This is a genomic window from Streptomyces sp. NPDC002232, assembly GCF_042890295.1.
Taxonomy (GTDB): Bacteria; Actinomycetota; Actinomycetes; order Streptomycetales; family Streptomycetaceae; genus Streptomyces.
On record NZ_JBIARV010000005.1, the window covers coordinates 196,558 to 216,018 of the forward strand.

At 73.1% G+C, this 19,461-nt stretch carries 16 protein-coding genes; 9 read left to right on the top strand and 7 right to left on the bottom strand.

All coding sequences use genetic code 11. From position 1 onward, the window contains the following. Positions 1 to 74: 74 nt before the first annotated feature. Complete coding sequence (locus tag ACFYXU_RS24035; RefSeq protein WP_389406214.1) at positions 75 to 1,100, bottom strand: LacI family DNA-binding transcriptional regulator; 1,026 nt, start codon at positions 1,098 to 1,100, stop codon at positions 75 to 77. Positions 1,101 to 1,611: 511 nt separating this feature from the next. Here ACFYXU_RS24035 and ACFYXU_RS24040 point away from each other — a divergent pair. The 4 genes from ACFYXU_RS24040 (at position 1,612) to ACFYXU_RS24055 (ending at position 6,465) form a co-directional block, all read left to right on the top strand. Continuing rightward, the gene (locus ACFYXU_RS24040; protein WP_389459852.1) at positions 1,612 to 2,955 is read left to right on the top strand and encodes an ABC transporter substrate-binding protein; all 1,344 of its coding nucleotides are present in this window, start codon (positions 1,612 to 1,614) and stop codon (positions 2,953 to 2,955) included. A 90-nt stretch (positions 2,956 to 3,045) separates the two neighbouring features. Beyond that, positions 3,046 to 4,056, top strand: coding sequence for a carbohydrate ABC transporter permease (locus tag ACFYXU_RS24045; RefSeq protein WP_376511657.1), 1,011 nt, complete (start codon positions 3,046 to 3,048; stop codon positions 4,054 to 4,056). Positions 4,057 to 4,060: 4 nt separating this feature from the next. Further along, positions 4,061 to 4,972 (top strand): carbohydrate ABC transporter permease, encoded by a 912-nt coding sequence (locus ACFYXU_RS24050; RefSeq protein ID WP_376511659.1) that lies wholly within the window; start codon positions 4,061 to 4,063, stop codon positions 4,970 to 4,972. 50 nt (positions 4,973 to 5,022) lie between these two features. Next, the gene (locus ACFYXU_RS24055) at positions 5,023 to 6,465 is read left to right on the top strand and encodes a GH1 family beta-glucosidase (protein ID WP_389459855.1); all 1,443 of its coding nucleotides are present in this window, start codon (positions 5,023 to 5,025) and stop codon (positions 6,463 to 6,465) included. Positions 6,466 to 6,530: 65 nt separating this feature from the next. On the opposite strand, the gene ACFYXU_RS24060 is transcribed toward ACFYXU_RS24055, so the two are convergent. Together ACFYXU_RS24060 and ACFYXU_RS24065 are read right to left on the bottom strand one after the other, a co-directional pair. Beyond that, entirely contained in the window at positions 6,531 to 7,001 is a 471-nt protein-coding gene (locus ACFYXU_RS24060) for a hypothetical protein (RefSeq protein WP_389459857.1), read from the bottom strand. A 158-nt stretch (positions 7,002 to 7,159) separates the two neighbouring features. Further along, positions 7,160 to 7,888 carry a helix-turn-helix domain-containing protein gene (locus ACFYXU_RS24065; protein ID WP_376511665.1) on the bottom strand — a complete coding sequence of 243 codons (729 nt, stop codon included), beginning with the start codon at positions 7,886 to 7,888 and terminating at the stop codon, positions 7,160 to 7,162. Positions 7,889 to 8,058: 170 nt separating this feature from the next. Here ACFYXU_RS24065 and ACFYXU_RS24070 point away from each other — a divergent pair, with 170 nt between their 5' ends. Then, positions 8,059 to 8,976, top strand: a complete 918-nt coding sequence (locus ACFYXU_RS24070; RefSeq protein ID WP_389459859.1) for a glycerophosphodiester phosphodiesterase — start codon at positions 8,059 to 8,061, stop codon at positions 8,974 to 8,976. An 18-nt stretch (positions 8,977 to 8,994) separates the two neighbouring features. On the opposite strand, the gene ACFYXU_RS24075 is transcribed toward ACFYXU_RS24070, so the two are convergent. Beyond that, positions 8,995 to 9,498 carry an HD domain-containing protein gene (locus tag ACFYXU_RS24075; RefSeq protein ID WP_376511669.1) on the bottom strand — a complete coding sequence of 168 codons (504 nt, stop codon included), beginning with the start codon at positions 9,496 to 9,498 and terminating at the stop codon, positions 8,995 to 8,997. A 77-nt stretch (positions 9,499 to 9,575) separates the two neighbouring features. Here ACFYXU_RS24075 and ACFYXU_RS24080 point away from each other — a divergent pair, with 77 nt between their 5' ends. Further along, positions 9,576 to 10,502, top strand: coding sequence for an LLM class F420-dependent oxidoreductase (locus ACFYXU_RS24080; protein ID WP_376511671.1), 927 nt, complete (start codon positions 9,576 to 9,578; stop codon positions 10,500 to 10,502). 9 nt (positions 10,503 to 10,511) lie between these two features. On the opposite strand, the gene ACFYXU_RS24085 is transcribed toward ACFYXU_RS24080, so the two are convergent. Continuing rightward, a complete protein-coding gene (locus tag ACFYXU_RS24085; RefSeq protein ID WP_376511675.1) occupies positions 10,512 to 12,794 on the bottom strand; it encodes an MMPL family transporter in 2,283 nt (760 codons plus the stop codon). 135 nt (positions 12,795 to 12,929) lie between these two features. After that, entirely contained in the window at positions 12,930 to 13,637 is a 708-nt protein-coding gene (locus ACFYXU_RS24090) for a DUF2470 domain-containing protein (RefSeq protein WP_389459862.1), read from the bottom strand. A 142-nt stretch (positions 13,638 to 13,779) separates the two neighbouring features. Between ACFYXU_RS24090 and ACFYXU_RS24095 the strand changes: the two genes are divergently transcribed. From ACFYXU_RS24095 to meaB, 3 genes are read left to right on the top strand one after another with little or no spacing between them, the layout of a single operon-like run. Beyond that, positions 13,780 to 15,591, top strand: a complete 1,812-nt coding sequence (locus ACFYXU_RS24095) for a methylmalonyl-CoA mutase family protein (RefSeq protein ID WP_376511677.1) — start codon at positions 13,780 to 13,782, stop codon at positions 15,589 to 15,591. Then, positions 15,591 to 17,765, top strand: a complete 2,175-nt coding sequence (gene scpA / locus ACFYXU_RS24100) for a methylmalonyl-CoA mutase (RefSeq protein WP_389459864.1) — start codon at positions 15,591 to 15,593, stop codon at positions 17,763 to 17,765. Before ACFYXU_RS24095 ends, scpA begins: the two co-directional genes overlap by 1 nt. Then, the gene (meaB, locus tag ACFYXU_RS24105) at positions 17,762 to 18,745 is read left to right on the top strand and encodes a methylmalonyl Co-A mutase-associated GTPase MeaB (protein WP_389459866.1); all 984 of its coding nucleotides are present in this window, start codon (positions 17,762 to 17,764) and stop codon (positions 18,743 to 18,745) included. The genes scpA and meaB overlap by 4 nt, the downstream gene beginning before the upstream one ends. A 149-nt stretch (positions 18,746 to 18,894) precedes the next feature. Here the strand turns inward: meaB and ACFYXU_RS24110 are convergent, their stop codons facing one another. Continuing rightward, positions 18,895 to 19,335 carry a MarR family winged helix-turn-helix transcriptional regulator gene (locus ACFYXU_RS24110; protein WP_389459868.1) on the bottom strand — a complete coding sequence of 147 codons (441 nt, stop codon included), beginning with the start codon at positions 19,333 to 19,335 and terminating at the stop codon, positions 18,895 to 18,897. Between the last annotated feature and the right edge of the window lie 126 nt (positions 19,336 to 19,461).

The window sequence follows — 19,461 nt, forward strand, 5'->3', positions numbered from 1 at the left end:
GCGGCCGTGCCCGCCCGGCCCAGCCCGCAGACCCCGTGATGATCCGACCCCCGAGGTCGCCCCCGCCCACCTCCTCAGCCGGACTCCCGCACGATCAGCTGCGTCGGCAGCACATGCCGGCCGGACTCCTCGGGCCCGGTCTCCGCGATCTCCCGGAGCAGCATCCGTGCCATCGTGCGCCCCATCTCCTCGATGGGCTGCCGCACGCTCGTCAGCGGCGGATCCATGAGCCGCGCGGCCGGCGAGTCGTCGACCCCGACGAGCGCCACGTCCTCCGGCACCCGGCGGCCCGCCTCACGCAGGACCCCGCGCGCGCCCGCCGCCATCACGTCGGAGGCGGCAAAGACGGCGTCCAGGTCGGGCCTCCGGTCCAGCAGTCGCCGCATGGCCCGCCGGCCGCCCTCCTCCGTGAAGTCGCCGGCGGCGACGAGGGTCTCGTCGGGCGGGAGTCCAGCCTCGGTGAGCCCGGCCCTGTAGCCGCCGAGCCGGGCGCGCGCCACGTACATGTCGAGGGGTCCGGTGACGGTGGCGACGCGCCGCCGGCCCCGGCCCACCAGGTGGGCGACCGCGGCCCGCCCGGCGCCGATGTTGTCGGAGTCCACGTACGGCACGGGCTCGGCCTCTGTGCGGCGGCCGTTCATCACGACGGGGAGGCCCAGTTCCCTGACGCGGTCGGGCAGCGGGTCGTCGGCGTGGACCGAGGCGAGCAGCACTCCGTCGACGCGCCCGGCGGCGAGGTACTGCTCGAAGCGCTGCCGCTCCCGCTCGCCGCGGACCAGGGTGAGCAGGAGCTGGCGGTCGGCCTCGGCGAGTTCGGCGCCGACGCCGCGCATGAGGTCGAGGAAGTAGGGCTCGGCGAAGAGCCGGGCCTCGGCCTCGGGGATGACGAGCGCGATCGCGTCGGTGCGGCTGCCCGCCAGGGCGCGGGCGGCCTGGTTGGGCACGTAGCCGAGTTCGGCGACGGCCCGGGCGACGGCGGCCCTGGTGCGCTCGCTCACCCGGGGGGAGCCGTTGATCACCCGGGAGACCGTGCCCCGGCCCACCCCGGCCCTGGACGCGACCTGCTCCAGGGTGGGCCTGCCGCCGCTCCGTCCGCTCACGACTCCCGAACTCCCCTCGACAGAAAGACGCCCCCTCACCGACGATCCACAGACGCGTGGGAGCGCTCCCAACCTAGTCCACGACCGCCGGTCCGCGCCACGCGCCCGCGTTCAGGAGATGACGGCCGAACGGCCGCGCGATGTCACGAAACCCCCGGAAAACCTTCCGGTAACGAATCCGCGTTCATCTCTTGACACCCGCACCCGGCAGGCAGGAACCTTCCGGCAGCGACGTGGGAGCGCTCCCATACAGCGGCTCCCCTGTAGCACCGCACACCCGACACACCCCCAGGCACCACGCAGGCGAACACCGCCACGCGGCAGGCACAGGCACTACGCACGCACCACGCAGGCGACCACCGCCACGCGGCAGGCACAGGCACCACGCACGCACCACGCAGGCGACCACCGCCACGCGGCGGGCACAGGCCCCGGCCGGCACCGCCGAGCCGCGATCAGCCGGCCGGGCCACCTGGCGCACCGAGAGCACACCTTGGACGAGGAGAGTGGAATGCGCACTTCCATCAGCAGACGCGGACGCCGCGCGGCGATCGCGGCGGTCGCCGCCGTCGTGACCGGGACGGCCCTGCTCACCGGTTGCGGCGGCGACGACGGCAAGGGCGGCGCGAGCGGCCAGGACGGCGGGAAGATCACCCTGCGGATCGGGACCTTCGGTTCCTTCGGCTACGACGACAAGACCGGCGCCAAGCTCTACTCCGAGTACGAGCGGCTCCACCCGAACATCAAGATCGAGGAGTCGAACGTCTCCGACGGTCAGAAGTACTGGGACACGCTGAAGCTGCGTCTCTCCCAGAACAGCGGCGTCGCCGACATCCAGGCCGTCGAGGTGGGCTACATCGCCGAGGCGACCGGCCCCGCCATGGCGAACAAGTGGGTCGACCTGGGCAAGGAGGGCGGCGCCGACCTCGGTGACTTCCTCGACTGGAAGGTCAAGCAGGCGACGACCGCCGACGGCAGGGTCATCGGGCTCGGCACCGACATCGGCCCCATGGCCATCTGCTACAACAAGGACCTCTTCGCCAAGGCCAATCTCCCCACCGCCCGCGACGAGGTCGCCAAGCTGTGGGCCGGCGACTGGTCCAAGTTCCTCGCGACGGGCGAGCGGTACAAGGCGGCCGCGCCCGCCGGCACCGCCTTCCACGACTCCGCGAGCGGCCTGTTCAACGCCGTCGTCTCCAGTGACCCGGTGCAGTACGCCGACGCGAGCGGCAAGCTCGACTGGGAGAACAGCCCCGGCGTGAAACAGGCCTGGGACACGGCCGTGAAGGCGGCCCGGGGCGGACTCACGGCCAAGCTGCGCCAGTTCGACGAGAAGGGCACGTGGAACGCGGCCTTCAAGAACGCGAAGTTCGCCACGGTCGCCTGCCCGAGCTGGATGACCGGCATCATCAAGGACCAGGCGGGCCCCGCCAACCAGGGGAAGTGGGACATCGCGGCGCCGCCGGTGGCCGGCAACTGGGGAGGCTCCTTCCTCGCCGTGCCGAAGGCCGGGAAGCACACCGAGGAGGCCGCGGCGCTCGCCGCCTGGCTGACCGCCCCCGAGCAGCACGCCAAGGTGTTCGCGGTCAACGGCAACATCCCCTCCTCCAAGGACACCCTGCTCTCCCCGGCGGTCCAGGAGGCGAAGCTGCCGTACTTCGGCGACACCCCCGTCGGCAAGATCTTCTCCAGTGCGGCGGCCGACATCACCCCCGCCGCCATCAGCCGCTACGACGGCCAGGTGAAGACCTTCCTCACCGACAACGGCATCCTCGACATCGAGCAGCGCGGCACCGACCCGGCCAAGGCCTGGGAGAACGTCAAGAAGCTGGTCGACGACAAGATCGACCAGTAGCGGGGGCGCCCGCCGGTCCGCCGCCGTCTGCCGGGCGGCGGACCGGCACCGTCCGCACCACCGCACGCATCGACCTGGAAGGACGCCCCCGTGGCCACCTCCGTTCGGGCGGGGCGGGACGGTACGCCGCCCGCCGCACCGCCCTCCTCCCCCGGGTCCCCGGGGTCCCGGCGCCGCCGCTCCGCCCCCGGCGGCCTGCGCGGCACGCTCTACCGCTGGGACTTCAAGGCGATCCCGTACGTCTTCGTCGCCCCGTTCTTCCTCACCTTCGCCGCCTTCGGACTGTTCCCTCTGATCTACACGGGCTGGCTGTCCCTGAACCGGGTCGAACTCGGCGGGGATCCCACGTGGAAGGGCCTGGAGAACTACACCGACCTCGCGACCAGCGAGTTCTTCTGGAACGCGCTGCTCAACACCTTCACCATCGGGGTCCTCTCGACCGTGCCGCAGCTGCTCATGGCCCTGGGGCTGGCGCACCTGCTGAACTACCGCCTCCGCGCCCGGGGTTTCTTCCGGGTCGCGATCCTCGCCCCGTACGCCACATCGATCGCGGCGGCGACGCTGGTGTTCGCCCAGCTCTTCAACACCGACTACGGCATGATCAACGGCCTCCTCGGCTGGACCGGCCTCGGCCCGGTCGACTGGGAGTCGTCCAGGTGGCCGGCGCAGATCGCGATCTCGGTGATCGTCACCTGGCGCTGGACCGGCTACAACGCGCTGATCTACCTGGCCGCCATGCAGGCGGTGCCGCGGGACCTCTACGAGGCGGCCGCGCTCGACGGGGCCTCCCGCTGGCGCCAGTTCCTCAGCGTCACGATCCCGTCGATCCGGCCGACGATCCTCTTCACGATCATCGTCTCCACCATCGGCGCCACCCAGCTCTTCGGCGAGCCGATGCTGTACGGCGGCAGCGTCGGGATCAGCGGCGGCAGCGGCAACCAGTTCCAGACGCTGAGCCTGCTGATGTACGAGAAGGGCTGGGTGACCGGCGCCCTGGGGCAGGCCTCGGCGATCGCCTGGGTGATGCTCCTGCTGCTCCTCCTGATCGGCGGCGTCCAGGCGCTCGTCTCCCGCAACGACCGCAAGAAGCAGGGGGGATGACCTGATGGCCCGCACACTCACACCGGCCCGCCCGGCCGCACCGGCCCGCCCGGCCACCGCGTCCGACCGCCGTCCGCGCACGCCGGCCGGACGCCAGCACCACGCCGGTCCGCTGACGTACGTCCTGCTCGCCGTCGCGGCGATCGTCTCGCTCTTCCCGCTGTACTGGAACGTGGTCGCCGCCTCCCACACCGGCGAGCGGGTCGTGGAGGCCCCGGCGCCGCTGCTGCCCGGCACGCGGCTGCTCGACAACCTCACCTTCGCCTGGAACCAGGTCGACATGGGCGAGGCGCTGGTCAACACCACGGTCGTGGCGAGCCTGGTGGCGCTGTCCACCGTGCTGTTCTCCACGCTCGCGGGCTTCGCCTTCGCCAGGCTGCCGTTCCGCGGCAAGGGCATGCTGCTCTCGCTCGTCGTCGCCACGATGACGATCCCGCCGCAGCTCAGCGTGATCCCGCTCTACCGGATCATCACCGACCTCGGCTGGTTCGACCAGCTCCAGTCGGTCGTCCTGCCCTCGCTGGTCGCCGCCTTCGGCGTCTTCTTCATGCGCCAGTTCCTCGTGGAGGCGCTGCCGGTGGAGCTGGTGGAGGCGGCCCGGATGGACGGGGCGCACAGCCTCCGGATCATCTGGCACGTGGTCTTCCCGGTCGCCCGGCCCGCCATGGCCGTGCTCGGCATGCTGGTCTTCGTCCAGGCGTGGAACGACTTCTTCTGGCCGTTCATCGCGCTCACCCCCGACGGCAACCCCACGCTCCAGGTGGCGCTCGCCGGGCTCGGGGCGGGCAACCACGCCGTGAACCAGGCCGTGGTGCTCACCGGCGCCCTGATCTCCACCGTGCCGCTGCTGCTCGTCTTCGCCCTCCTCGGCAAGCACATCGTCGGCGGCATCACGGCCGGCGCCGTCAAGAGCTGACCGGCCGTCCCTCCTTCCGAACCCCGTACCCGTGTTGGGAGACCTCTCCTATGACCGCGCCCGAAACCCGGCCGCTCACCGCCGTCCGCTCGTTCCCCGCCGGCTTCCTGTGGGGCGCCGCCACCGCCGCGTACCAGATCGAGGGGGCGGCGGCCGAGGACGGCCGCACCCCGTCCATCTGGGACACCTTCGCGCACACGCCCGGAAAGGTCTTCGAGGGCCACACCGGTGACGTGGCCGTCGACCACTACCACCGGTTCCGCGAGGACGTCGGCATCATGGCCGAACTCGGTCTGAACGCCTACCGGTTCTCCGTCTCCTGGTCCCGCGTCCAGCCCACCGGCCGGGGTCCCGCCGTCCAGCGGGGCCTCGACTTCTACCGGCGGCTCGTCGACGAGCTGCTGGCCGCCGGGATCGAACCGGCCCTGACCCTCTACCACTGGGACCTGCCGCAGGAGCTGGAGGACGCGGGCGGCTGGCCGGAGCGGTCGACCGCGGAGCGGTTCGCCGAGTACGCGGGGATCGTCGCGGGCGCGCTGGGCGACCGGGTGAAGCGGTGGACGACGCTCAACGAGCCCTGGTGCAGCGCCTTTTTGGGGTACGGGTCCGGGGTGCACGCCCCGGGCCGGACCGATCCGGTGGCCTCGCTGCGGGCCGCCCACCACCTCAACCTCGGACACGGGCTCGCGGTCCAGGCGCTGCGCGCCGGGCTGCCGTCGGACCGGCAGCTCGCGGTCTCGCTCAACCTGCACGAGATCCGGCCGCTGACCGGCGCGGCCGAGGACCTGGACGCGGCCCGCCGGATCGACGCCGTCGGCAACCGGATCTGGCTCGGTCCGATGCTGGAGGGCGCCTATCCCGAGGACCTGCTCGCGGACACGGCTCACCTGACCGACTGGTCCTTCGTCCGGGACGGGGACACGGCGGTCGCGAACCAGCCGCTGGACCTGCTCGCGGTCAACTACTACACGCCGACGCTGGTCTCGCACGTGCCGGACGGCGCGGAGAGGCCGCAGGACGACGGCCACGGCAACAGCGAGCACTCTCCGTGGCCCGGCGCGGACGCGGTCGCGTTCCACCGGGCGCCGGGCGAGCCGACGGCGATGGGCTGGGCGGTCGACCCGGGCGCGCTGTACGACCTGCTGCGGCGGGTGTCCGCCGCGTACCCGGGCCTGCCGCTGGTGATCAGCGAGAACGGGGCGGCGTACGAGGACGTGGTCGGCGAGGACGGTTCGGTGCACGACCCGGAGCGTGCCGCGTACGTGCACGCGCACCTGGAGGCGGTGCACCGGGCGATGGCCGACGGGGTGGACGTGCGCGGCTACTTCCTCTGGTCCCTGCTCGACAACTTCGAGTGGGCGTACGGCTACGCGAAGCGGTTCGGCGCGGTCCGGGTGGACTACGACACCCTGGAGCGCACACCGAAGTCCAGCGCCCGCTGGTACGCGCGGGTGGCGCGCTCGGGTGAGCTGCACGCGCCCGACGGGGTCTGACCCGGGAGCGGGGAGGGGCCGTGCCGGACGCCCGGCGCGGCCCTTCCCCGTCAGGGGCCCGTCGGTCAGATGTCGATGACGCGGTAGCCGATGACGTAGACGCCGCCGGAGCCCTCGACCGTGCGCCACTGCGTCTCCGCACCGACCTCGCTGCCGGTGACGAGCGTGGCGCCGAGCTTGTCGTCGGAGCTGGTGGAGTCGTAGTCCCAGAGGGTCAGGGTGCGGGCCTGCTGCTTGCCGAGGATGAGCACGGCGTTGCCGTTGCCGTCGGCCATGGAGCGGACGTAACCGGTGCCCATGGTCTGGTACTTGACGCCGTTTCCGGGCCAGACCTTGACGGCGTTGCCGTTGGCGTCGGTGATCTTGAGGTAGGCCTCGTCGTGGTCGCCCTCGCTGTTCTGCTGGCAGTGCAGCTCGAGCAGCTCGATCCGCACGTAGTCGATCGGCTCGGCGTGCGCGGTGCCGGCGAAGGCGCCGAGGCTGCCGAGCGCGAGCAGGGCGGTGGCGGCCGTTCGGGCGATCCGGTTCTTGCGCATGTGGTCCCCCCACACTTCGGGTCACGGATGTGACGTGGTGTCCGGTCCGCCGTCCCGGCGGTCCCGGTGTGCCGTTTCCCCCCCGGCACGACACCCACTGTGCCGGGCGCGTCGCCCCTGCTCCACGCGCGTTCCACTGGCCGGAACGGGGCCCGGGACTACGGGACGAGGACGGCCGCCGGCAGCGGTCGCCGCTGCCCGCTCCGGGCCAGGGCGCGGGTGACCGCGGCTCCCGTCCCGGCGACGGCCCGGGCGAGGGCGTCGAGTCCGCGACCCGCCGGGACCAGGGCGGCGAGGGCCGCGACGGTACGGCCGTCCGGGGTGCGGACCGGCAGCGCGGCGCAGCACACCCCGGCCATCACGTCCTCGCGGTCGAGCACCGCGCCGCCCCGCGAAGGCCCCTTCAGCGCCGTCCCGGCGGCGGTGTCGAGGCGGAACGCGATCCCGTCGCGGACGGGGAGCAGCGGCTCGAGGTCTCCCGGCACCGAGCTCACCGTGATCGCCATGTCGTCGCGCATCACGGTGAGCACGACGCTGGCTCCGGTGACGGCGCGCAGGCGCTGGAGCGGCAGCCGGGCGGCGGTCCGCAGGCCGGGGTGCGGTTCCCAGGCCTGGCCGAGGCGGTAGAGCTGCGGGCCGACCCGGTAGCGGCTGCCCCGGCGTTCGACGGCGCCGACCGCGACCAGCTGGTCGAGCAGCCGGTGCACGCTGCCCTTCGGCACGCCGCAGACGCGCGCGAGTTCGGTCACCCCCGCCTCGTCGCCGTTCCGGCGCAGGGCTTCGAGCAGCGCGAACGCGCCTTCCAGTACGCCCCTGCCGCGTTCGGTCCGTCCCGGCGCGGCGGTCCCCTCGGCGCCGTCCGCTCTCGGTCCCGTTCCGGTGTCCATGCGAGTCCCCCTGACTCCGTGCGCCCGGCCGAGGTCCCCCGACGGCGCGGCTCCGGGCATACGTCACACCATGCCGCAGACCGGGCCGTACCGGCGAAGGGCTGGTGTCGCCGGTCGTGTCGCCGGCCGGCGCGGCCCGATCGCCGGGTCACCCCTTAGTGTGGTCGGCCATGAGAGACGCTCAACCGCCCGCCCGGTCCCGCCGCCGCGGGGTCATCGGCCTGGCCGCCGTCGCCGTCGTCGTCGCGGGGACCGCGACCGCCTTCGCCCTCTCCGCGCCGCCCTCGACGTCCGCGCCGCGCCCGGCGGGCGGGGCTCCCGCGCCGTCGGGTCCCTGGATGCGCGCGCCGGGGGCGCCGCTGACGGTGATCGGCCACCGGGGCGCGTCGTCCGCGGCGCCCGAGAACACCCTGGTGTCCGACGAGGTGGCCCGGCGGGGCGGGGCCGTGTGGATCGAGAACGACGTGCAGCCGAGCAAGGACGGCGTGCCGTACATCCTCCACGACACGACCGTCGACCGGACCACGGACGGCACGGGCCCGATCCGCTCGCTGACCTCGGACCGGATCGACGCGCTGGACGCCGGGTCCTGGTTCGCCCCCGCCTACGCCGGGACGCGGGTGCCCACCCTGGCCGCCCAGCTCGCGGACCTCAGGGAGCGCGGCGGGAAGCTGCTCCTGGAGATCAAGGGCCGGCACAGTCGCGCCGAGGTGGCGCGGATCGTGCGGGAGGTCCGCGATCAGGACATGACGGACCGGGTCTTCGTGCAGAGCTTCGACGTCCCGTCCTTGCAGTACGCCCACGAGCTGGCGCCCGAACTGCCCCTGGGCCTGCTGCGCGACACCCTGGACGCGGACCCCGTCGCGGTCGCCCGGGACCTGAGCCTCTCGGCGTACAACGTCGGGGACACCGCGCTCGCCACCCGACCGCAGGTGGTCGCCGACCTGCACGCGGCCGGTGTGGCCGTGAACGTGTGGACGGTCGACAAGCCGGCCCGCTGGAAGGCCCTGGACGCGCTCGGCGTGGACGGCGTCATCACGAACCGTCCCACCGAGCTGAGCGGCTGGCTGTCCGGCGGGGCGGGCTGAGCCGGCCCGGGCGGGTGGTCAGGGGGCGGTCAGCTCGTCCAGGAGGCCGGGGTTGACCACCCGGAGGATGGTCTCGATGTCGCCGGGGTCGGCCGCCGGCCACAGGACGGCCCTGGCCGCCCGGTACTTGGCGGCGAGCCGTTCGCGCTGTGCGGGCGGCAGGGCGGCGGCCCGGTCCGCGCGGCTGTTGTGCGCGTTGTCGGCGATCTTCACGAGGGTGGCGGCGGGGTTCTCGGTGATGCGGCGGAGCTTGTCCTCGTAGGCCGTGTCCGGGTGGTTGGTGACGGCTTCGACCAGGGCGACGACCTCGGCGGGGATCCCGGCGGCGCGGAGCCCCGCGGCCGTCCAGTCCGTGTCCTCGATCACGTCGTGGAGCAGTCCGGCCATGACGAGGTGCGGGCCGAACGGCTCCAGGCCGGCGGCGACCGCGCGGACGTGGGCGACGTACGGGACGCCGGTCTTGTCGAGTTGTCCGGCGTGCGCGCGGTCGGCCAGGGCGTCCACTTCGGCGAGCGTCTTCATGCGTCCCATCATCCCTGCCACATGTTGTTCACACGGACGGGGGAATGCGGGTCCCGGAGGGGCGGGTTGCCGGGTGCATGACCCTTGGAGTGACGCTCAGCTCGACCTCCCGGCAGCTTCCGATCGACGACACGGTGGAGCTCGCGAGAGAGGCCCGCGACGCGGGCCTGCACTCGGCGTGGTTCGGCCAGACCTTCGCGTACGACTCGCCCTCGCTGGCCGCGATCGTCGGGCGCGAGGTGCCCGGGCTCCAGGTGGGGACGTCCGCGATCCCCGTCTTCGGCCGCCATCCGCTGCTCGTCTCCAGCCAGGCGCAGACCGCGCAGGCGGCCACCGGCGGCCGCTTCCACCTCGGCCTCGCCCTGGGCACCCGGCACCTGACCGAGACCGGCTTCGGCCTCCCGTACGAGCGGCCCATCGGGCTCCTCAGGGAGTTCCTCACGGCGCTGCGGCCGCTCCTGGAGACGGGTGAGGCCGATTTCCACGGCGAACTGCTGACCGCGACGACCCCCTACTCGGCCGCGGTTCCGGGGGCGCGGCCGACGGTGCCGGTGCTGGTCGCCGCGATGGGGCCGCAGGCCCTGCGCGTCAGCGGTGAACTGGCGGACGGCGTACTGCCCTTCCTCGCGGGGCCGCGGGCGCTCGCGGAGCACGTCGTGCCGGCGGTGACGGCCGCCGCCGAGGCCGCCGGGCGGCCCGCTCCGCGGATCGTGGCGCTGGTCCCGGGCGTGGTGACGGCGGACGTCGAGGGCGTACGGGAGAGGGCGGCCGAGGCGCACGCGCTGTACGAGCGGATCCCCTCCTACCAGCGGGTGATCGAGCTCTCCGGGGCGGGGCGGGCCGCGGACTTGGCGGTGATCGGCGACGAGGAGGCCGTCGCCGCGGAGGTGCGGCGCTATCGCGAGGCGGGTGCGACGGAGGTGGTCTTCACGTCGACGGACCTGGGCGGCGAGGAGGACCGCCGCCGGACCTGGAAGCTGCTGGGCGAGCTCTCGCGGACGTAGGAGACCTCCCTAGGTCTTTCCGGCGCTCCTGGCCTGCTCGTCGGCCTGGAGCGCCTCTTCGCCCTCGGTGTCCAGGTGCGGCAGGACGCGGTCGAGCCAGGCGGGGGTCCACCAGGCGTGGCTGCCGAGGAGGGTCATCACGGCGGGCACGAGGAGCAGGCGCACCACGGTGGCGTCGATGAGGACGCTCGCGGCGAGGCCGAGGCCGAGCATCTTGACGACGATGTTGTCGGAGACGATGAAGGCCGCGAAGACGCTGACCATGATGAGCGCGGCGCAGGTGATGACCCGGGCGGTGATCTCCAGGGCGTGGGCGACGCTGGCCTTGGGGTCGCCGGTGCGCAGCCAGGCCTCGCGGACGCGGGACAGCAGGAAGATCTCGTAGTCCATGCTCAGGCCGAAGACGATGGCGAACATCATCATCGGCACGTAGCTCTCGATGGGCACCTTGCCGTGGACGCCGAGGGCGGGTCCGCCCCAGCCCCACTGGAACACGGCGACGACGACGCCGTACGAGGCGGCGATGGAGAGCACGTTGAGCACGGCGGCCTTCACCGCGACGAGCAGGCCGCGGAAGACGATGAGGATGACGAAGAAGGCGAGCCCCACGACGACGGCGATGATCAGCGGCAGCCGGCTGGAGACGATGTCGAGGAAGTCGACCTGGGCGGCCGTGTTCCCGGTGACGTAGGTCTGCGCGCCGGTGCCGTTCACCGCCTGCGGGAGGACGTCGTCGACCAGGTGGTTGGTCAGGTCGGTGGTCCTGGCGTCCTGGGGGGAGGCCACGGAGTAGGCGGTGCCGACGAGGACGTCGCCGTCGGAGGTGGTCTTGAGCGGGGTGATGTAGGAGGCGTCGGGGACGCCGGTCAGCGCGTCCTTGAGTTTCGTGCCGAGGTCGGCCCGGTCGGCGGCGGGCACCGCGGACTGGTCGACGACGAGGGTGAGGGGGCCGTTCGCGCCGGGTCCGAAGGAGGTGGAGATCAGGTCGTAGGCCCGGCGGTCGGTGAACGACTCCGGGTCGGCGCCGTCGCCGATGTGGCCGAGCTGGATGAAGAGCAGGGGGAACGCGAGGACCAGCAGGGCGAGCACTCCGCCGGTGAGGAACCACCAGGGACGCCTCTCGACGCGCTGGGCGTACCGGTGCCAGGTGCCGTGCGCGGGGGCGCCGGGTTCGGCGTCGGTCTCGGCGACGGGCGTGCGGACGTGGTAGCGGTCGATGCGCCGGCCGACGAGTCCGAGCATGGCCGGGACGAGGGTGAGCGCGGCGATGACGGCGGTGACGACCGTGAAGGCCGCCGCCAGGCCGAGTTTGCCGATGAAGGTGACGCCGGAGACCCAGAGGCCGGACAGGGCGATGATGACGGTGCAGCCGGAGACGAGGACGGCACGGCCGCTGGTGGTGGTCGCGAGGGCGGCCGAGTCGGCGGGATCGTGGCCGTTCATCAGGTTCTGGCGGTGGCGGGTGATGAGGAACAGCGCGTAGTCGATGCCGACGCCGAGGCCGATCATGGTGGCCAGGGTGGGCGAGACGGTTCCGAAGGTGAAGGCCGCCGCCATCAGGCCCAGCAGGGCCAGTCCGCAGACGGCTCCGAGCAGGGCGGTGACCAGGGGCATGACGGCGCCGATGACGCTGCCGAAGCCGATGAGGAGGACGACGATGGCGACGGCGAAGCCGATGGCCTCGCTGGTGCGGTCGTCGGCGGCCGGGCGGGCGAGTTCGCCGAGCGAGCCGCCGTACTCGACGTCGACGCCGGCGTCCCTGAGGGGCTGGACGGCGGCGTCGACGCCGTTCAGGTAGTCGGGGCCCAGGGTGGAGGGCGCCACGCTGAAGCGGACGGTGATGTAGGCGGTCCTGCCGTCCGTGGAGAGCGGTCCGACGTTGGGCGTCCCGGCCGGGAGCGCGGGCGGGGTGGTCCCGGGCGGTGGGAGCGGGTTCTGCGCGCCGATGACGTCGGGGAGCTTCGCGAGCGCGGCGACGGCGGAGTTGACCGCGGACGCGTCCTGCGTGAGGGGTTTGGCGGGGTCGTTGAGGACGACCTGGGCGCTGTATCCGCCGGCGGCGGGGTCGTGCGCCTTGAGGACGTCGAGCCCTTCGGCCGACTGCACTCCGGGGAGCGCGAAGTCGTCCTCGTACTCGCCGCCGACGGTCCGGTCGAGGACCTGGAGTCCGGCGACGGCCGCGAGCCAGAGGACGATGACGACGACGAAGTGGCGGGCGCACCAGTGACCGGTGCGGTAGAGGACGCCTCGGGAGGGTCCTGGCCGGCTCTTGGCCGGGCTTCCTGCGTTCATGGCGTGGCCGTGTCCGTGTGGGAAGTCCCCGAGCGATCCGGCGCCCGCTGGCCGCGGGCCTACGCCGTCCATGGTGCGCCCGCCGCGGCGCTCCGGCATCTCGGCCGGAAGGGCGCCGCGCGCGCGGGCGCGGGGTCAGGCGAGGAGTCCGCCGGTGTGGGAGGCGCGGCGCGCGGCGGTGATGAGGGCGTGGATGCGGGGCGCGGCCTGGTCGACGTCGGCGAGGGGGGTGGGGAACGGCAGCCGGGCGTCCCGGTCGTGTCCGTCGCGGTGCTCGATGCGCAGGGTGATGCCGTACCGGTCGAGGGCGAGGGGCAGGACACGGGCCACGTCCCGTTCGGGGAGCGGGCGGACCAGGCGGAGGAGCAGGGGGACGAGTTCGGCGTGGCGGTCGACGAGGTGGGTGAGCATGTTCGCCTCGCAGCCGGCCATCGGGTCGGGTTCGGCGGTCCTGATCTCGTCGAGGGTGACGAACGCCCGCTCGTCGTCGTCCTGGAGGACGGCCTGGTGGAACTCGACGCAGGTGCTGGTGGTGGAGTCGGTGGTGTACGGGGCGGAGAGGAGACCCGTGAGGGTGACACGGGCGCGCAGGCGGCGGCGCGCCGGGGTGGGGGCGATGTCGGTGAGTTCGAGGCGGACGGGGATGCGCGCGGTCTGGCCCGAGGGGCAGTCCTCGGCGGGGTCGTGGAGGTGGATGTGTCCCATCGGCCCGGGGCCGTCGAGGCGGTGGACCTCCTGGTGCAGGCCGTCGGTGACCACGGTCATCGAGTGGGCGGAGGTCAGGATCGACCGGACGCGTTCGGCGGTCGTGGGCCGCGCGGGGTGGGCGCTGAAGGGACGCATGCACGTTCTCCCTGGATGAGACGGCGGGAACACCCCGGCCGATGACTTAGGCAAGCCTAACCTAACTCATCAGGGCGAAGAGAAGAAGGTCACAGTCGTACGCTCTCCTGCTCCTTTGTCGATCTCCCCTAGCATCCGAGCCATGACGGTCCTGCCTGACGACGGGCTCTCCCTGGCGTCCGAATTCCCAGACGCGCCACATGAGCAGTGGCAACACCTCGTGGCGGGTGTCCTGCGCAAGTCGGGCAAGGAGGTCTCCGGCGCCGCCGCCGAGGACGCCTTGTCCACCCTCCTGGAGGACGGCCTCGACACCCGCCCGCTCTACACCGCGCGCGACGCCGCGCCCGACCCCGGACTCCCCGGCTTCGCCCCCTTCGTGCGCGGCGGACGGGCCGAGGGCAGCACGGGCGGCGGCTGGGACGTGCGCCAGCGCCATGCGACGGCGGACGGCGAGGCCGTCCTCGCCGACCTGGAGAACGGCGTCACCTCCCTGTGGCTCGGCGTCGGCGACGCCGGCATCCCGGTGTCCGCGCTCGACGGCGTCCTGGAGGGCGTCTACCTCGACCTCGCGCCCGTCGTGCTCGACGCCGGCGCCGAGACCCCGGCGGCGGCCGAGCGGCTGCTCCGGCTGTACGAGGAGCGCGGCGTCGCCCCGGAGGCAGCCCGGGGCAACCTGGGCGCAGACCCGCTGGGCCACGAGGCCCGCACCGGCCGGGCGGACCACGACCTCGCCTCCGTCGCCGGGCTCGCGCGCCGCTGCGCCGACACCCTCCCCGGGCTCCGCGCCCTCACCGTGGACGCGCTGCCGTACCACGAGGCCGGCGGCTCGGCCGCGCAGGAGCTCGGCTGCTCCCTCGCGACCGGCGTCGCCTACCTGCGCGGCCTGACCGAGGCCGGACTGAGCGTCACCGAGGCCTGCGGACAGCTGGAGTTCCGCTACGCGGCCACCGCCGACCAGTTCCTGACGATCGCCAAGCTCCGCGCCGCGCGCCGCCTCTGGGCCCGCGTCGCCGAGGCCTGCGGCGCCCCGGAGGCCGGCGCTCAGCGCCAGCACGCGGTGACCTCGCCCGTGATGATGACGCGCCGCGACCCCTGGGTGAACATGCTGCGCACCACCATCGCGACCCTCGCCGCCGGCGTGGGCGGCGCCGACAGCGTCACCGTGCTGCCCTTCGACGACGCCCTCGGCCTGCCGGACGCCTTCGCCCGCCGGATCGCGCGCAACACCTCCACCGTCCTCATCGAGGAGTCCCACCTCGCCCGGGTGATCGACCCGGCGGGCGGCTCCTGGTACGTGGAGCGCCTCACCGACGAACTCGCCCACGCCGCCTGGGAGTTCTTCCAGACCGTCGAGCGGGCGGGCGGCCAGGAGGCCGCGCTGCGCTCGGGCCTCGTCGGCGAGCGGCTCGCCGAGACCTGGGCCGCGCGCAGCAAGCGGCTCGCCACCCGGCGCGAACCCGTCACCGGAGTCAGCGAGTTCCCGCACCTCGCGGAGAAGCCCGTCGACCGGGCGCCCGCGCCCGAAGCGCCGTCCGGCGGCCTGCCCCGCGTCCGGCGCGACGAGGCGTACGAGGAGCTGCGCGCCCGCTCCGACGCCCACCTCGCGGCGACCGGTGCCCGGCCCCGCGTCTACCTGGCCGCGCTCGGCCCGGCGGCCGCGCACTCGGCCCGTCTCACCTTCGCCGCGAACCTCTTCCAGGCCGGCGGCATCGAGGCCGTCACCGAGGGCACGTTCGAGGAGAGCGGTGCCCGCGAGGCCTGTCTCTGCTCCAGCGACGCGCTCTACGAGGAGCGGGCCGAGGCCACCGCCGGGGAGCTGCGCGCGGCGGGCGCCGAGCACGTCCTCCTCGCCGGACGCCCCGCGGCGTACGCCGGTGTCGACACGTACGTGTTCGCCGGCTGCGACGCCGTCGCCCTGCTCTCCACGACCCTCGACCGCATGGGAGTGTCCTGATGTCCATCCCCGACTTCACCGGGATCGAGCTCGGGGCACAGGCCGCCGGCGGCGGGCCCGACGAGTGGCGCGCGGCCGTCAAGAAGGCGGCGGGGGGCGACGACCTGCTCTGGGAGACCCCGGAGGGCATCGCCGTCAAGCCGCTCTACACGGGTCAGGACCTGGAGGGACTGGACTTCCTGGACACCCGTCCGGGCATGGCGCCGTACCTGCGCGGCCCGTACCCGACGATGTACGTCAACCAGCCCTGGACGATCCGTCAGTACGCGGGCTTCTCCACGGCCGAGGAGTCCAACGCCTTCTACCGGCGCAACCTCGCCGCCGGGCAGAAGGGCCTGTCGGTCGCCTTCGACCTGCCGACCCACCGCGGCTACGACAGCGACCACCCGCGCGTCACCGGTGACGTCGGCATGGCCGGCGTGGCCATCGACTCGATCTACGACATGCGGCAGCTGTTCGACGGCATCCCGCTGGACAAGATGACCGTGTCGATGACGATGAACGGCGCCGTGCTGCCGGTCCTCGCGCTGTACATCGTGGCCGCCGAGGAGCAGGGCGTACCGCCCGAGAAGCTGGCCGGGACCATCCAGAACGACATCCTCAAGGAGTTCATGGTCCGCAACACGTACATCTACCCGCCCGGGCCGTCGATGCGGATCATCTCCGACATCTTCGCGTACACCTCGCAGCGGATGCCGCGCTACAACTCCATCTCCATCTCCGGCTACCACATCCAGGAGGCCGGGGCGACGGCCGATCTGGAGCTGGCCTACACGCTCGCGGACGGCGTGGAGTACATCCGCGCGGGCCGGGCGGCCGGCCTCGACGTGGACGCGTTCGCGCCGCGCCTGTCGTTCTTCTGGGCGATCGGCATGAACTTCTTCATGGAGATCGCCAAGCTGCGCGCCGCCCGGCTGCTCTGGGCGAAGCTGGTGAAGCAGTTCGACCCGCAGAACACCAAGTCGCTGTCCCTGCGGACCCATTCGCAGACCTCCGGCTGGTCGCTGACGGCGCAGGACGTCTTCAACAACGTCACCCGGACCTGTGTGGAGGCGATGGCCGCGACCCAGGGCCACACCCAGTCGCTGCACACCAACGCCCTCGACGAGGCGCTCGCGCTGCCCACCGACTTCTCCGCCCGCATCGCCCGCAACACGCAGCTGCTCCTCCAGCAGGAGTCCGGCACCTGCCGGACGATCGACCCCTGGGGCGGCAGCGCGTACGTCGAGAAGCTCACCTACGACCTGGCCCGCCGCGCCTGGCAGCACATCCAGGAGGTCGAGCAGGCCGGCGGCATGGCGCAGGCCATCGACGCCGGCATCCCCAAGCTGCGCGTGGAGGAGGCCGCGGCCCGCACGCAGGCCCGGATCGACTCCGGACGGCAGCCGGTGATCGGCGTCAACAAGTACCGGGTCGCGTCCGACGAGCAGATCGACGTCCTCAAGGTCGACAACTCCTCGGTCCGCGCCCAGCAGATCGCCAAGCTCCGCAAGCTGCGCGAGGAGCGCGACGAGACGGCCTGCCGGGACGCGCTCGACGCCCTCACCCGCGCCGCCGGCGGCGAGGGCAACCTCCTGGAGCTCGCCGTGCGCGCGGCCCGCGCGAAGGCCACCGTCGGCGAGATCTCCGACGCCCTGGAGCAGGTCTACGGGCGGCACGCCGGCCAGATCCGTACGATCTCCGGTGTGTACCGCAACGAAGCCGGCGAGTCCCCGTCCGTGGAGCGCACCCGGGCCCTGGTCGACGCCTTCGGCGAGGCCGAGGGGCGCCGGCCGCGCATCCTGGTCGCCAAGATGGGCCAGGACGGCCACGACCGGGGCCAGAAGGTGATCGCCACGGCCTTCGCCGACCTGGGCTTCGACGTGGACGTCGGCCCGCTGTTCCAGACCCCGGCCGAGGTGGCGCGGCAGGCCGTCGAGGCCGACGTGCACATCGTCGGGGTCTCGTCGCTGGCCGCGGGGCACCTGACCCTCGTTCCGGCGCTGCGGGACGAGCTGGCGGCGGAGGGCCGCGGGGACATCATGGTCGTCGTCGGCGGCGTCATCCCCCCGCAGGACGTGCCGACGCTCCTGGAGATGGGCGCGGCGGCCGTCTTCCCGCCGGGGACGGTGATCCCCGACGCGGCCCACGACCTGGTGACCCGGCTCGCGGGCGGCCTCGGGCACGACCTGTGATCGGTCTCGACACGTACGTGAAGGGCGTGCTCGACGGGAAGCGGGCGGTGATCGCGCGGGCGATCACCCTCGTCGAGTCGACACGCCCCCAGCACCGGGTCCTCGCGCAGGAGCTCCTCACCGAGCTCCTGCCGCACAGCGGCAAGGCCGTGCGGATCGGGATCAGCGGGGTGCCCGGGGTCGGCAAGTCGACCTTCATCGACGCGTTCGGGACGATGCTGACTGGGCTCGGACACCGGGTCGCGGTGCTCGCCGTCGACCCGTCCTCGACCCGGACGGGCGGCTCCATCCTCGGCGACAAGACCCGGATGGAGCGGCTCGCCGTCGACCCGGCGGCCTTCGTGCGCCCCTCCCCCAGCGCCGGCACGCTCGGCGGCGTCGCGAAGGCGACCCGTGAGTCGATGGTGGTGATGGAGGCCGCGGGGTACGACGTGGTGCTCGTGGAGACGGTGGGCGTCGGCCAGTCCGAGACCGCCGTCGCGAACATGGTGGACTCCTTCCTGCTGCTCACCCTGGCCCGTACGGGCGATCAGCTCCAGGGCATCAAGAAGGGCGTCCTGGAGCTGGCCGACGTCGTCGCCGTCAACAAGGCGGACGGCCCGCACGAGCGCGACGCCCGCGCCGCGGCGCGCGAGCTGGCGGGAGCCCTGCGGCTCATGCACGGCGCCGACGCGGTCTGGACGCCGCCGGTCCTCAGTTGCAGCGCGCGGGAGTCGGCGGGGCTCGACGAGGTCTGGGAGCGGCTGCGGCAGCACCGCGCGCTGCTCGACTCGACCGGCCGTCTGACGGCCAAGCGCCAGGACCAGCAGGTCGACTGGACGTGGACGATGGTCCGCGAGGAGCTGCTGCGGCGGCTGAGCGCCGATCCGGCGGTCCAGGACGTCACGCCCGCCCTGGAGCGGCGGGTCAGGGACGGCGAGCTGACGGCGACGCTGGCCGCCGAGGAGATCCTGAGGACGTTCGGGGAGCGCCGGGACTGATCCCGGGCCCGGCCCGCTCGACGGGCCGGGCCGAAGCGCCCGCCCCTGCCTGAGCTCCGGGCCCCTGGCTGAGCTCCGGGCCCCTGCCTGAGCTCCGGGCCCTTGGCTGAGCTCCGGGCCCCGGCCCTGGCCCGGATCGGCCCCGGGGTTCAGGCGTTGTTCTCCATGCCCGGGCGCAGGCGCGCCAGCAGGGCGTACAGGGTGGCGCTGTCCTCCGCGCCGAGCGTGTCCAGGGCGCCGTGGGTCGCCTGCATCTCCTCGCGGACCCGCCGGATGACCTCCCGGCCCTCGTCGGTCGCCACCACGTTCTTGACCCGCCGGTCCGAGGCGTCGGGCTCGCGGCGCACCAGGTCGCGGGCCTCCAGGCGGTCGATGATCCCGGTGACGTTCGACGCGTCGCAGACCAGCAGGGTGGCGAGGGCGCGCATCGGGAGCGGGCCGTCGAGCTGGGCGAGGACCTTGGCCTGCGTGGACGTGAGCCCGTGGCGGGCGGCGGCCGCGGCGAAGTCGCGCCACTGGGCCGTGCCGATGGCGGCGAGGAGCTCCAGGAGCTGGAGCTTGGTGGGCGTCTCACGGGTCGTCGCGCTCATGGTACGAGCCTACGCAGGATCCTTGACATTATCAATTGTTTACTTAACGACCTCAAGCATTTACTTGACCCCCTCAAGCATCGGGGCCTACCGTCGTCGCATTACTTGATGACCTCAAACATCGAC

Bases quoted from the DNA above. Each gene is read 5' to 3' on its own strand.
- ACFYXU_RS24080 (WP_376511671.1), top strand. From the start codon at position 9,576: ATGACCCTTGGAGTGACGCTCAGCTCGACCTCCCGGCAGCTTCCGATC.
- ACFYXU_RS24110 (WP_389459868.1), bottom strand. From the start codon at position 19,335: ATGAGCGCGACGACCCGTGAGACGCCCACCAAGCTCCAGCTCCTGGAG.
- ACFYXU_RS24040 (WP_389459852.1), top strand. From the start codon at position 1,612: ATGCGCACTTCCATCAGCAGACGCGGACGCCGCGCGGCGATCGCGGCG.
- ACFYXU_RS24085 (WP_376511675.1), bottom strand. From the start codon at position 12,794: ATGAACGCAGGAAGCCCGGCCAAGAGCCGGCCAGGACCCTCCCGAGGC.
- ACFYXU_RS24090 (WP_389459862.1), bottom strand. From the start codon at position 13,637: ATGCGTCCCTTCAGCGCCCACCCCGCGCGGCCCACGACCGCCGAACGC.
- scpA (WP_389459864.1), top strand. From the start codon at position 15,591: ATGTCCATCCCCGACTTCACCGGGATCGAGCTCGGGGCACAGGCCGCC.
- ACFYXU_RS24060 (WP_389459857.1), bottom strand. From the start codon at position 7,001: ATGCGCAAGAACCGGATCGCCCGAACGGCCGCCACCGCCCTGCTCGCG.
- ACFYXU_RS24050 (WP_376511659.1), top strand. From the start codon at position 4,061: ATGGCCCGCACACTCACACCGGCCCGCCCGGCCGCACCGGCCCGCCCG.
- ACFYXU_RS24075 (WP_376511669.1), bottom strand. From the start codon at position 9,498: ATGAAGACGCTCGCCGAAGTGGACGCCCTGGCCGACCGCGCGCACGCC.
- ACFYXU_RS24065 (WP_376511665.1), bottom strand. From the start codon at position 7,888: ATGGACACCGGAACGGGACCGAGAGCGGACGGCGCCGAGGGGACCGCC.
- ACFYXU_RS24055 (WP_389459855.1), top strand. From the start codon at position 5,023: ATGACCGCGCCCGAAACCCGGCCGCTCACCGCCGTCCGCTCGTTCCCC.
- ACFYXU_RS24095 (WP_376511677.1), top strand. From the start codon at position 13,780: ATGACGGTCCTGCCTGACGACGGGCTCTCCCTGGCGTCCGAATTCCCA.
- ACFYXU_RS24070 (WP_389459859.1), top strand. From the start codon at position 8,059: ATGAGAGACGCTCAACCGCCCGCCCGGTCCCGCCGCCGCGGGGTCATC.